The organism is Acinetobacter sp. CWB-B33 (assembly GCF_039655955.1).
Classification (GTDB): domain Bacteria; phylum Pseudomonadota; class Gammaproteobacteria; order Pseudomonadales; family Moraxellaceae; genus Acinetobacter; species Acinetobacter bouvetii.
The window spans coordinates 321,914-334,666 of the sequence record NZ_JAGFEU010000003.1 but is presented as its reverse complement, the minus strand read 5'-3'; the positions used below and the strand labels follow the sequence as shown (position 1 = coordinate 334,666).

Below are 12,753 nucleotides of genomic sequence, written 5' to 3'. Positions count from 1 at the left end.
GCATCCCGCTTATATCAAACAGCCTGTCTGATATTCACATGCTTTAACAACAGTTGATGCAAATCCGCAACATCATCGGCAATGGCCAACGGATTATAACGGGCAAGCACTTCAGGGGCGTGCACCCCATAACTTACGCCGATACGCGGCATGGCAATATTTTGCGCCATTTCCAGATCATAAGATGTATCACCGACCATAATGGCATTTTCAACATGGATCTCTGTGGCCTGTAAAATTTCAGTCAACATTAAAGGATCAGGCTTGGATTTGGTTTCACTGGCTGCACGGGTCACATCAAACAGCTCCTGACTTGAAGTTTGATTCAGCACCCGGTCTAAACCTTTACGGCTTTTACCTGTGGCGACCGCAAGTTTTAAGCCCTGTGCTTTTAAATCCTGCAGCATCACTGCAACACCTTCAAACCAGACATCTCCTTTGGAATTTTCCACATAATGAGTGGCATAGCACTGCAAAATATCATGATGCAGCTCAGGCACAGCTGGAAATAAGACTTGAGCCACTTCCGGCAAGCCCAGGCCAATAATGCTTTTTGCCGCAGCATCTGTAAGCGGCTGATTGAACTGCTGTGCCGCAAATTGCAAACTCGCGACAATCTGCCCCACTGAATCGAATAGTGTTCCATCCCAGTCAAAAATGATGAGTTCAACTGGCTTTTTCATATGTATTTTTTCCAATATTTTATTCAATTTTTAAATCACTGCTATGTGCAAAGCACATACCAGTACCCCCCTAATGAAGGAGTACTTCTCACCTTTAACAAGTTGGGAGATTTTTCGATAAATCAATTGGAGTATTCCCTCATCTCCTAAAAGGAGATGAGGGAATACTGTTGCTTAAGGGAGAGGTGCTTTTAGCCTCTATAAATAAAGCATAACCCACATTAAACAAGACTTATTCGTCATCTTCCTTCACAGCAGGCTTATCCGCTTTCTGCGCACGAAGCTGAGCCACAAGGCTTTGCATATCTTCCGGCAGCGGCGCTTCAATCGCTGGATAGCCTGGAATGTCCAAACGCATCGCATGCAGGCACAAACGGCGCGGTTTTGGCCCTTTATAATCCGTTTCATGGCCATATTTATCATCACCTACCAGCGGATGCCCGATACTTAAGCCGTGCACACGGATCTGATGCGTACGCCCAGACAGCGGCTGCGCATACACCAAGGTGGCATGCATGAAACGTTCTTCGACATTCCACTGCGTTTTAGACTCTTTCCCTTCTTTAGGCGATACACAGACACGACGTTCACCATTAGCCAGTTCATAACGGTGTAAAGGCGCATTAATTAATTGCTTATCTAAAGCAACCTTGCCCTTAACCACAGCAGCATAGGTTTTCTTAATTTTATGCTCACGAAGTAAATCCTGTAAGGTTCTCAAAACGCTGCGCTTTTTAGAGATCATCACTAGGCCTGACGTGTCACGGTCAATACGGTGCACAAGCTCTAAATACTTCTTACCGGTTGCTGCACGCAAGCCTTCAATCAAGCCATAGGCCACGCCGCTGCCGCCATGCACGGCAATGCCTGAAGGCTTATTGACCACCATGAGGCCTTCATCTTCATAAACCACCCGGCTCAGCAGGCTCTGCGCCACCTTGTCCGAAACAGGTACAGCCGATTCATCTTTTTGCTCATAGCGGATCGGCGCAACACGCACTTGGTCGCCAATATTCAGCTTGGTTTCCGCTTTTACACGCTTTTTATTGACACGCACCTGACTTTCGCGGATCAAGCGGTAAATGCGGCTTTTCGGCACACCTTTTAGACGGCTAAACAGGAAATTATCAATACGCTGACCGGCTTGATGCTCATCCACTTCAAACCAAGTGACGCTTTGCCATTGCTGTGTAGAATTCATACAGTTACTGTGACCTAAAAAAAATACCGAAATTGATTAAAAACTGATCATTTAGGCTATGCTTTACACAAGAAACATAAGCTTAGCCCATAGGCAGATGATGCAAGGTTTGATATAGTCAGCGCACGGAAACCATCGTAAGTGAGTAAAAGTTGGTTCATTTCAGATTTTCTGAAGATGGCTGCCCTATACTGAACTCACATAAAACGGGAAGGTCCCCAAAGAATTATGCCGACGCCGAAGGCTTATTATATCGGCAAAACAGCAAGCTGTTGCGTTTAATTGCATCTTAAGATGCAAAAGCAGCCTGCTCCAAAAAAATATGCTGCCAACTTTGTTGGTTTTTAAACGTAAACTGATACACATCAGATCAGTCGCACCCTGATGCCGCATTCAGGCAACAGCGTTTGATGCATTGGATCTGCACAAATTGCAAAGATACGATGATAATTCCGTATCAAGACATTCCCTCAATATACAGGGATGCTCTTAGAGCAATGTGACAGTGAAAGTTACTCACATCCAATGCACCGCTCGTCCGCCAGTGAATCGCACAGGTGACTTTAATCGTTTAAAGATTGAAGCCGTATTGCCATCATCAATACGTGAATCATAAACCGAAGCCCACCAAAAAAGGCCGGTAAGTAAAGCTCAGGACGCAAAGTGTTCTTTAAGGACTGAGCAATTGATCCGTGATGTGTGATGTCCGCTGCGTGTATAGCGATGTTTTGCTGTGTATCACTATTAGGTGTTACACCCATGAAACGTATGTTGATTAATGCAACACATGCAGAAGAGATTCGCGTTGCACTTGTCACTGGTCAGCGTCTTTACGATTTCGACTTAGAAAATCGTACGCGTGAACAAAAAAAATCAAATATCTATAAAGGCCACGTGACTCGCGTAGAGCCTTCATTAGAAGCAGTCTTTGTAGAATATGGCGCAGGCCGTCAAGGCTTCCTGTCTATGCGGGAAATTGCCAATTCATATTTCAAAGCTGATCCTCGCCAAACTTCAAATATCCGCGAATTGATCACTGAAGGCACAGAGCTTTTGGTTCAAGTGGAAAAAGAAGAACGCGGCAATAAAGGCGCAGCTTTATCTACATTCATTTCACTGGCTGGCCGTTATTTAGTATTAATGCCAAATAACCCGAAAGGCGGCGGTATCAGCCGTCAGATTTCAGGTTCAGTTCGTGACGAATTGAAAGAAATGCTGGCGTCTTTAAGCGTACCTCGTGGCATGAGCGTGATTGTACGTACTGCGGGTATCGGCCGTTCTCAAGAAGAACTGCAGCTGGATCTTCAGCACTTGCTGGATCTTTGGGCGCAAATCCAAAGCACTTCAAGCTCAGGCCCATCGCCTATGCTGGTGCATCAAGAAGCTGGCGTAGTGACTCGCGCAATCCGCGATTACCTGCGTGACGATGTTGCTGAAATCTTAATTGACTCAGAACAAGCATATAACGAAGCGTATAACTTTGTTAAAGCTGTGATGCCGCGTCAAATTGACAAGCTTAAAACCTATACTTTAAATGAGCCTTTGTTTGCTCACTTTGGTATTGAAAGCCAAATTCAAACTGCCTATGAACGTGAGGTGAAACTTCCTTCTGGCGGTTCAATCGTCATTGACCAAACTGAAGCTTTGGTTTCTATCGATATTAACTCTGCAAAATCTACCCGCGGTCATGACGTTGAAGAAACAGCGCTCAACACCAACTTAGAAGCAGCTGAAGAAATTGCCCGTCAATTGCGTTTACGCGACATAGGCGGCTTGGTTGTAATCGACTTTATCGACATGACCAAAGACCGTAACCAGCGCATGGTTGAAGCGAAACTTCGCGAAGCAACGCAAAGCGACCGCGCACGTATCCAATTCGGTCAATTATCTCGCTTCGGCTTGATGGAAATGAGCCGTCAACGTTTACGTCCTTCTCTTGAAGAAGCGACTGGCTATGTTTGCCCACGTTGCCACGGTACAGGCATGGTGCGTGACCTGCGCTCACTTTCACTTTCTATTATGCGTAAAGTGGAAGAGATTGCCCTGCGTGAACGTCATGGTGAAGTTCAAGTTGAAGTACCAGTTGAAATTGCTGCTTTCTTACTCAACGAAAAGCGCCACAGCTTGGTTTACCTTGAGCAAACATCTAATGTACGTGTGACTGTATTGCCTCACCCGCATTTAGAAACGCCTCACTACGAAATTTCGTATAACCCAGAAGGCTTTGCGCCAACAAGTTACGAGCGTACAGAAGCAACTCGCTCTAGCGAAAAAGAACTGGGCTACGAGTCTGCTGAATGGCATTTAGATGGTGAACAGCCAGCTCAAGCACCTGCCCAGCAGCAAGAAAAGGGCCAGCGTAAGCACAACAACAATAAGCATACAGCTGCAGCAGCGCCTCAGCAGCAAGCAGTACAAGCTGCGCCTGCACAAGCTTCTGCTAGCCCATGCGCTTGGTTAGAAAACCTGTTTGTTCAAAAACAAGCAGCAACCATTGACCAATCACGCACTGCCAACAATGCAGCTGCAGCCATTGAGCAAATGGTGAATGGCGGTGCCGTAAGCCGCGGTCAAATGGGTCAAGTTTCAGCAGCGCCAGCGCCTGCTGCCATTGTTCCTGCGAACAATGCTTATTTGACACCATCGACTGTAGCGCAAAAAGCAGATGGCCGTGATACGGACAAACCTGCTGAAAAAGACGAAAAAGCGCCACGTCACAACAATAATGGCAATAAAAAGCCACAGCGCACTAAGCACAAAGAGCCGCGTGAACAAGCGCCTCAAGAGCAGCGCGAAGCGCAGCATCACGTGCATGAAGAAGTTGTTCAGGTATCTCGCCAAGAACAGCGTCAAGAAGCGCGTGACAATAAACGCAACTCACGCCGTCAGCACAGCAATGAGCAGCAGCCGCAAGATGTTCAAAACAATGAACAGCAGCAAAATGCAGTGCCGCGCCGTGACCGCAACAGCCAGCGTCCAAACCGCCCAAATCGCCACCGCGATCAAAGCGTTCTGAACGAGCAAGCTGCAGCGCCGCAAGAAGCACCAGCTCAACAAGCTGCACCTTCTCGTCAGCCAAAAGTAGAAACGGTTGATGCGCCACGCCAGGACATCATGCCGACTGCTTTAGTGGTAAATGTTGATCAAGCGCAAAGTGAAATCATTGCTTTAGCTTCTGAAACACAGCCAGCTGCAGCGCCAGCGAAAGCTGAAAAACCTGCTAAAGCGCGTGCGGCAACAGCTCAGGAAGCGAAAGCACCTGCAGCAGAGCCTGCGCCAAAACAGGAAGAACAAAAGCCTCAAGAGTCTGTGAAACGCGCCAGCAATGATCCGCGTCAACGCCGCCGTCAACAGCGTGAAGGCCAAGTCCGTCAAGCCGCAGCGCCAAAAATTGCGCCGTCGCAAGTGCCTACATTGAGCCAATACACTGTCGGCAGCCTGATCAGCCATGTGTATGGTGCTGACTGTTCGGTGCTGATTGAGCAATTTGGCTTAATTCCAACATTCAACCGCGCTCTGCAAAAGTTCACGGAAGAATATGCAGCAACGCTGACCGCTCCAGCAGCTGCGCCTGCTGAGAAAAAGCCGGTAACGCGTGATGTGGCAATTGCAAAAGCCGCACCTGAAGCTGAACCTGCTGCTGTGCTGGACTTGATCCCGCCAAAACCTGCGTCTGAAAGCCGCGTTGCCAATGACCCGCGCGAACGCCGCCGTTTGGCCAAGCAAGCGCTGGAACAGGCGAAACAAACGCATGCCGAAGAGCCGGTAAAAGCTGAAGCTGCTGTTGAGCCTGCTGCAGAAGCAGCGGCGCCTGCACAAAAAAGCAAACCGGCAGTTCAAGCCGAAGCCGCTCCAGAACCTGTTCAAGCCGAACTGCCTGTAGAAGACGTGAAAGCTGAAGCGCCTGCTGAAACTGAACAAGTGCAAGCAGAAGCTCAAAAGCTTGAAAATACAGAAACTTCTGAAGCTGAAGAGGCGAAAGCGGAAAAGGACAAGCCAGCCCGTCCACGCCGTCCGCGCGGCCGTCCGCCGAAAAAAGCAAACACCGCAGCAGAGTAAGCATTTGCTCAATTGCAGGTGATTAAAAAAATCCAGTCATTTCGGTGACTGGATTTTTTTTGTTACTTTTGTCAGATTAGGTTGATTGCACTAGAACGAAACGATTAAAAGACAAGTGTGAAATTAACGCAAAAGTTTTTTTGCAGAGAAAGAAACCGCATTGGACGGCGAAAAATAAATAGGATTATTATGAGTCAAACTACACAACACGATCTAATTGGGATTGCTGATGTCGCAGCAAAAATTCCAGGCTTTATCAGCAAAGTTCCCAACTTGTTGAGCGGCCTCAAGCAAGCCTATTTACGCACGCCCAATACTCCTGCCGGTTTAGGCATTGCTTTTGAACGGGCCGTCAAACGCAACCCAAACGGCAATGCCCTGCTGTTTGAAGATCAAAAATATACATATAATGAGCTCAATGCATGGGCCAACCAGATTGCGCATTACTGCCTGTCGATCGGCGCGCAAAAGGGCGATGTCATTGCCGTCATGGTGGAAAACCGCCCTGAATTGGTAGCGTCTATTATCGCGCTGGCAAAAATAGGCGTGACAGCGGCGCTGGTCAATACAGCGCAAACAGGCAAAGTGCTGGTTCACAGCATTAACCTGGTCAAACCGATTGCACTGATTGCAGGTGACGAATGCCGTGCCGCAGTAGATGATGTCCGCAATGAGCTTGACTTGCCTGCCGAGCGCTTTCATTGGTTCGCTGATCAGGCGACACGCCAAAATGCCGGAACCGCACCGCAAGGCTTCATCAATTTAGCCAGCGTTATTGATGAATTCCCGACCTTCAATCCAGCAACGACCCACAGCGTAAAAGGCAAAGATGGGCTGTTCTATATTTACACATCAGGCACAACCGGCTTGCCCAAAGCGGTGATTTTCACCAACAGCCGCTGGACACTGGCCTACGGCACTTATGGCCATGTGCTGAATCTAAATGAGCAAGACGTCATGTACGTGACGCTGCCGCTGTATCACGCGACCGGCACTGTCGTCTGCTGGTGCGGCGTCATTGCAGGAGCTGCAACACTGGCTTTGCGCCGTAAATTCTCTACATCATCTTTCTGGAAAGATGTGAAAAAGTTTGATGCTTCGGCGATTGGCTACGTAGGCGAGCTTTGCCGCTACTTGATGGATGCGCCGCCTTCCGAACTGGAAAAAGGCCACCGCGTCAAAAAAATGATCGGCAACGGCATGCGCCCCAATATCTGGGATAAATTCAAGGAGCGCTTTGGCGTAGAAGAAGTCCTTGAGCTGTATGCATCGAGCGAAGGCAACGTCGGCTTCAGCAATGTCTTCAATTTTGACAATACCGTGGGCTTCTCGCCAACGCCGTATGCCATTATTCAGTTTGATAAAGAAAAAAATGAGCCCATCCGGGATAAAAAAGGCTGGTGCATGAAAGTGAAAAAAGGCGAAGTCGGCCTGCTGGTGGGAAAAATCACCCGGCGCTCTCCTTTTGACGGCTATACCGATGCAGAAAAAAACAAGTCCGTGATCATCAAAGACATGTTTAAACATGGCGATTCATATTTCAATACAGGCGACTTAGTGCGCGACATCGGCTTCCGCCATGCGCAGTTTGTCGACCGTTTAGGCGATACTTTCCGCTGGAAAGGTGAAAACGTCTCGACCACTGAAGTCGAAAACATCGTCAGCGAATACGCTAAAATTGCCGAAGCCGTAGTTTATGGTGTAGAGATTCCCAATACCAATGGCCGTGCGGGCATGGCAGCCATCACATTGACAGATCAAGCCGCGCTGGATGCAGCGGATTGCAAATACATGGCGGCCGAATTCAAAAAGCATCTGCCCGCTTATGCCGTTCCCGTCTTTTTGCGTGTACAGCAGAAAGTTGAAACCACGGGCACGTTTAAATATCAAAAAAATAAGCTGAAAGAACAGGCTTATGATCCAAGTCAGACGGATGAGCGCATCTTAGTGCTGCTACCCAACAGTGAGGCGTATTGCGATTTAACGGCAGATATTTTAAAAAATATTCAAGCGTATAAATACCGTTTCTAAAACAGATAATTGCCTGTTTTATCAATAAGGCAGGCCATTTTGTTTTTTTTATAATCAAACAAAAGCAAGTTTATGTTTTTTTACTTGCGCTTGGATGAGATCTTGCTACAATACGCTCCATCAAGAGAGATGGGTCGTTAGCTCAGTTGGTAGAGCAGTAGACTTTTAATCTATTGGTCCCGCGTTCGAGTCGCGGACGACCCACCATTTTCTCTGATATCCCTGATGGGTCGTTAGCTCAGTTGGTAGAGCAGTAGACTTTTAATCTATTGGTCCCGCGTTCGAGTCGCGGACGACCCACCATCTTTCTAAAACATCAGTTTTAGAATACAATTTAGAAATACCCCTATATGGGTCGTTAGCTCAGTTGGTAGAGCAGTAGACTTTTAATCTATTGGTCCCGCGTTCGAGTCGCGGACGACCCACCATTCTTTCTTAGGGCTTCTTTCTTTCGTCAGTTAAAGAAATGAAACCTGCAGGTTCCGACCAAGACAAACCATTACCGTAACGGTTTTGATTCGCCATTCTCGAAATTTTGCTATACCGATGCTGCAAAATGCAGTGCTTTAATGCACCTTTAAAAATCATAGATTTTTTCTTGTAGCACTCGGGTGAACCCTTAAAGCGATGCTTTAAGTTCACTGATCCTCGCTCAGGGTTGTTAGCTCAGTTGGCAGAGCAGTAGACTCTTAATCTATTGGTCGTGGGTTCGAACCCCACACAACCCACCAGATTCTTCATGCTTCAGCATAAATTAAAGTTCAAATGATCTTTATTTTAAATTATTGGCTGTTTTGATCACGCGTCAGCACATAGGCTTTTGCCGGCTGCGGATAGCCTTTATTAAATAATTCCTGATTCCGCCCTTCACGGTCACTGCTGATTTTCTCTACATTCATCACCAAATGATCACGGTCTTGAATACTGTAATAAAAATTCACCCCTTCTTTGCGGTGAACAATAATTTCCTGCAGTTCTTCATCCAGCGTCCATCTATCTTTTCGATAGGTGGTATTGCCGTCTTCTGTCCTCGGTTTATCGGCAAAGACTTTGCCATAATGAATAATACTGCGGTGTACCGTCCCATCCGGCAATAAATTCAGAATATATTCAGCCGTACCCTGTTTGCAGGGAATAAATCCGTCATCGCATGGAATACTGGCATGAAAGCGCCCAATAAAAACTTTGGCATATTCAGGCACGCTAATATTTTTCAACTTAGGCTGATCCGCATTCAGCGTGGCCTGGCCCGCAACATCGGTCAATTTTCCACCCTGCGCTTCTGCTTGCTTTTCCAAAGCAATATGTTCATTGGCATCTGCTGCAGAGACAGGCTGTGAGGCGGAATGATTCTGCGGCTCTGGCGGCTGCTCGCAGCCTAAAAACAGGCTGGCTGCGCTCAGCGATAAGCAGCGCATTGAAGCGAATAAAGACTTTCTTTCTGCATATCCCATCATTTAACCATTACCGCTTGACTGCTGAGCGAGGTGCTGAGCATAGAATCAGCACATCATAAAAATACTCATATCCCTGTGAACAGCATGTTGTATATCTAATTGTTCTATAAATAAAAATATTTTCACACCATGCCATGGTCCTCATTTTAATAATGTCCGCCTGTTTTTATCATCCAGCTTTACATATTTTTACTTTTTATTGGCATTTCCCCCTTTAAAACATGCAGTGCGTCACCATTCTTTATACAAGAGGCAAATTTTTACCTCTGCCCTATTTTGTTCGTTTTTAAGGAGGCTTAAATGGCCAATGTTGGTTTATACCGTTCGAACCGCTCAAATATGATTGCGGGAGTAATGGGCGGTATTGCTGAACGTTTTGGTTGGAATGTGACTTTACTGCGCATTATTTTTGTCATCATTTCCTGCATGAGTGCAGCCTTTCCAGGCATTTTAGTGTACCTGGTGCTATGGCTGGTCATGCCAAAGCAAAGTGTTGCATACAAAAATATGCAGGGCTATAAAAACCCTGTGCGCACAGTCAACGATGACCCTTTAAGCTAAAAACCTGATGTACTGATCCCTTAGACCTGCTCTTTTGGTCGCTGCAGCTTTTCCCCAAAATGCTGCAGCTTTTTTTTGCCTCGCTTGCGCTACTCGGCCTGCTGGCGCAGATGATTCAGCTGCTGGTTTAAGACGGCAATCATATCGGCGCGGCTGATAATGCCCACTAAGCGCTGATGTTCGACCACAGGAATATAGTTAAAAGAGCGTTCGACAAAGTAAGGCACCAGATCTTGAATTGGCTGCTGAGGCTGTGCCGTCACCACCTGCGGATTCATAATCTGATAAACATGCTCTTCCCAAGACGCTTTAGGATCGGCCGCCCGCTTAAACCATTCCACCACATCATACAGCGCGAGCGTGCCCACCAGCCGATCCAAATCTGTCACCACCGGCAGGCTCATTAAATTAATCTGTTTGAATTTATCCAGCGCAGACTGAATATCATCTTCGGCACGCAGTGAAATCACCTGTTTGGTCATAATATCCTGGCAGGTAAATTGATTCACCGCCCGGGCATTCGCCAGTTCCTGCGCTTCTAAAATGATTTTCTGTAAATCGTATTCGCTGATATCCAGCAGCTCAGTGCGCTGTTCTAGCGCATTTTGAATATCCGCCGGCTGAATGGTCACTTTTTGCGTCGGCGTCGGCGCTGCAGTTCGCGTATTGAGCTGCGCTTTTTGCGGATATTGCTTGCCGAGCAGGCGGTTATACATAATCGCAATCAGCATCAGCAGCACTGAATTCAGCAGCACTGGGTAAAGTAAAAAGCTGTAACCCAGCTGATGTACTGCATCGCCGCCTAAAACAGCAGTAATCGCCACTGCGCCGCTGGGCGGATGCAATGAGTCTGTGGTCATCATCAAAATGATCGCCAGCGCGACCGAAACACTGAACGCTTCCGTCAAATTTGGAATGAACATGGCGCAGGTTACGCCAATCAAAGCCGCAAGACTGTTGCCGATAACCATATTCCACGGCTGCGCCAGCGGGCTGGCGGGAACCGCAAACAGCAAAACAGAAGAAGCGCCCATCGGGGCGATATACCATGCGTTTAAGTCGCCCAGCGCCAGCCAGCTGATAAAAGATGACAATGCCAGGCCAATCAGTGCGCCCAGCCCGCACAGCAAGCGGTCTTTTAAGGGCAAGACTTTAAAGTTGGGTTTTAGCGTATTCAGCCAGTCTGCTTTGGAGTGAAACACGGGATGCCTAATTGGTTGTTTTAACGGATGCTGCAATTATAGATCGAAGCATTTTATAAGGTGTATTTATTTTATATGTTTAATGGATGTCAGCTATTTTCAAAAAAAATAAATAAAATTTGAAAAACATAAACTTAGCCATAATATAAAAAGAAATTTATGACTTTATAAAAAATAATGAACCAAAATCGCGAAGAACTTTTAAAACACTTAGCTGCCTCTTTAAAAGATGCTAAAGAGGATGGAGGAGCAATTTTACTCGTCGGAGCAGGAATTTCCGTTTCAGCTGGGATTCCCCCAGCGCAAAAATTGATGAAAATCGCGATTGAAAATTTTCCCAATTACTTCACTGAAGAAGAGCAAAAGCTGGCCCAAGCCGACTTAAACAAACTTCAATACAATGACATTATGACTAAACTGTCAAATGTTAAACGAAAAGAACTTTTCAAATGGTTTATTGAGGGAAATAAAGAAAAAGGGATTAAGAAAGCCAAACTCAATTTTGCCCATATCGCGATAGCTGAACTTTTAAAACAAGGTTATTTCAGTCGAATTCTCACTGTTAACTTTGACCCTTTACTCATCCACGCATGCTTCATGGTCGGCATGTATCCTTTCCCAGCCATTTATGACTTAGGTGCAATGGGTAAAGTAAATGCAGAACTTCTTCATGACCCGAGTATTGTTTATCTCAACGGTCAGCATGTGGGTTTTGTTCAACGTAATACCACTGATCAACTTGAAGCGCATAAAGAAACACTCTCTCAAATTGTACGATCGACTGGATGTAATAAAACTTGGGTGGTTGCTGGCTACAGCGGCGAAAACGACCCATTAATGGATGCATTGAATGAATTGCGTCCTTACAATAATTGGCTGTATTGGCTTGAGTATAGTGAGCAAGTTTTACAAAAAGAAAGCCACCATTTTCTAGAAAATGATGAAGAGTGCAAAGTCATTTATCGAGCAGATGCAGACAACATCTTTATGCAAATTGCTGATTCACTCAAATGTAATCTAGACTTTATAGAAAGTCCGAATGTTGAATTAGCCCTATACGAACGAGAAATTAATTTCCAAACAGCTGGAAGTAAACAAAATTACTTTACTAAGAAAATTAAGCTTTATAAGCAACTGCTATCACAGCCAGAGCTCATTAATCTTCTCGATGAAGTCGAAGATTTCAATACTTCTTTAATTTTACAAGGAATAACACAAAAAATAATTCATCTTTGTCAATCTTCTGATGAAGAACAAATGCTTGAACTTGTAAAAATTGGTGATACTTTTAAAAAACAAATAAAGTTAGATGATATTCAATTTCAACACTTTCAAAAAATCCCAATGCTTTTTGCAAACATGTTCATTCTTGCATATGAAAAAAATATTTCTATTGATCCAAAACCATTAACCGATATTAGTTTATTAGAATTTGCATGGATGTTTTGCGAAGTGGCAGAAAATATACAACCAAATTGCGCCATGGAAATTAGAAACCGCATTAACGATTTAAAAAAATGCATCAATATTTAAACCTTTGCCACACACACCCAAAGCCC

The 12,753-nt window shown here is 45.7% G+C and carries 8 protein-coding genes and 4 tRNA genes; 8 read left to right on the top strand and 4 right to left on the bottom strand.

Going from position 1 to position 12,753, the window contains the following annotated elements; translation table 11 throughout:
* Nucleotides 1-14: 14 nt before the first annotated feature.
* Both JZ784_RS10935 and JZ784_RS10930 read right to left on the bottom strand, forming a co-directional pair.
* On the bottom strand, nt 15-683 hold the full coding sequence (locus JZ784_RS10935) for an HAD-IA family hydrolase (RefSeq protein ID WP_346314895.1): 669 nt from the start codon (nt 681-683) through the stop codon (nt 15-17).
* 232 nt (nt 684-915) lie between these two features.
* Entirely contained in the window at nt 916-1,884 is a 969-nt protein-coding gene (locus tag JZ784_RS10930) for an RluA family pseudouridine synthase (RefSeq protein WP_346314894.1), read from the bottom strand.
* 759 nt (nt 1,885-2,643) lie between these two features.
* Here JZ784_RS10930 and JZ784_RS10925 point away from each other — a divergent pair.
* The 6 genes from JZ784_RS10925 to JZ784_RS10900 all read left to right on the top strand — a co-directional run bounded on the left by JZ784_RS10925 (nt 2,644) and on the right by JZ784_RS10900 (nt 8,705).
* Nucleotides 2,644-5,943: an Rne/Rng family ribonuclease gene (locus JZ784_RS10925; protein WP_346314893.1), complete on the top strand. Its 3,300-nt coding sequence runs from the start codon at nt 2,644-2,646 to the stop codon at nt 5,941-5,943.
* Between the two features lie 189 nt (nt 5,944-6,132).
* A complete protein-coding gene (locus JZ784_RS10920) occupies nt 6,133-7,974 on the top strand; it encodes a long-chain-acyl-CoA synthetase (RefSeq protein WP_346314892.1) in 1,842 nt (613 codons plus the stop codon).
* A 131-nt stretch (nt 7,975-8,105) separates the two neighbouring features.
* Nucleotides 8,106-8,181 (top strand) — tRNA-Lys (locus JZ784_RS10915).
* Between the two features lie 20 nt (nt 8,182-8,201).
* Nucleotides 8,202-8,277: transfer RNA gene (locus JZ784_RS10910), tRNA-Lys, on the top strand.
* A 49-nt stretch (nt 8,278-8,326) separates the two neighbouring features.
* Nucleotides 8,327-8,402: transfer RNA gene (locus JZ784_RS10905), tRNA-Lys, on the top strand.
* Nucleotides 8,403-8,629: 227 nt separating this feature from the next.
* Nucleotides 8,630-8,705, top strand: a tRNA-Lys gene (locus JZ784_RS10900).
* A 51-nt stretch (nt 8,706-8,756) separates the two neighbouring features.
* Here the strand turns inward: JZ784_RS10900 and JZ784_RS10895 are convergent.
* Nucleotides 8,757-9,431 (bottom strand): hypothetical protein, encoded by a 675-nt coding sequence (locus JZ784_RS10895; protein ID WP_346314891.1) that lies wholly within the window; start codon nt 9,429-9,431, stop codon nt 8,757-8,759.
* 300 nt (nt 9,432-9,731) lie between these two features.
* Between JZ784_RS10895 and JZ784_RS10890 the strand changes: the two genes are divergently transcribed.
* Nucleotides 9,732-9,992: a PspC domain-containing protein gene (locus JZ784_RS10890; RefSeq protein ID WP_005007143.1), complete on the top strand. Its 261-nt coding sequence runs from the start codon at nt 9,732-9,734 to the stop codon at nt 9,990-9,992.
* 89 nt (nt 9,993-10,081) lie between these two features.
* Here the strand turns inward: JZ784_RS10890 and JZ784_RS10885 are convergent, their stop codons facing one another.
* Nucleotides 10,082-11,194, bottom strand: coding sequence for an HPP family protein (locus tag JZ784_RS10885; protein WP_346314890.1), 1,113 nt, complete (start codon nt 11,192-11,194; stop codon nt 10,082-10,084).
* Nucleotides 11,195-11,371: 177 nt separating this feature from the next.
* On the opposite strand from JZ784_RS10885, the gene JZ784_RS10880 reads away from it, so the two are divergent.
* Nucleotides 11,372-12,727 carry a hypothetical protein gene (locus JZ784_RS10880; protein WP_346314889.1) on the top strand — a complete coding sequence of 452 codons (1,356 nt, stop codon included), beginning with the start codon at nt 11,372-11,374 and terminating at the stop codon, nt 12,725-12,727.
* The last annotated feature ends 26 nt before the right edge of the window (nt 12,728-12,753 follow it).

Coding starts and splice junctions, on each gene's coding strand:
- JZ784_RS10935 (WP_346314895.1), bottom strand. CDS start 683: ATGAAAAAGCCAGTTGAACTCATCATTTTTGACTGGGATGGAACACTA.
- JZ784_RS10930 (WP_346314894.1), bottom strand. CDS start 1,884: ATGAATTCTACACAGCAATGGCAAAGCGTCACTTGGTTTGAAGTGGAT.
- JZ784_RS10925 (WP_346314893.1), top strand. CDS start 2,644: ATGAAACGTATGTTGATTAATGCAACACATGCAGAAGAGATTCGCGTT.
- JZ784_RS10920 (WP_346314892.1), top strand. CDS start 6,133: ATGAGTCAAACTACACAACACGATCTAATTGGGATTGCTGATGTCGCA.
- JZ784_RS10895 (WP_346314891.1), bottom strand. CDS start 9,431: ATGATGGGATATGCAGAAAGAAAGTCTTTATTCGCTTCAATGCGCTGC.
- JZ784_RS10890 (WP_005007143.1), top strand. CDS start 9,732: ATGGCCAATGTTGGTTTATACCGTTCGAACCGCTCAAATATGATTGCG.
- JZ784_RS10880 (WP_346314889.1), top strand. CDS start 11,372: ATGAACCAAAATCGCGAAGAACTTTTAAAACACTTAGCTGCCTCTTTA.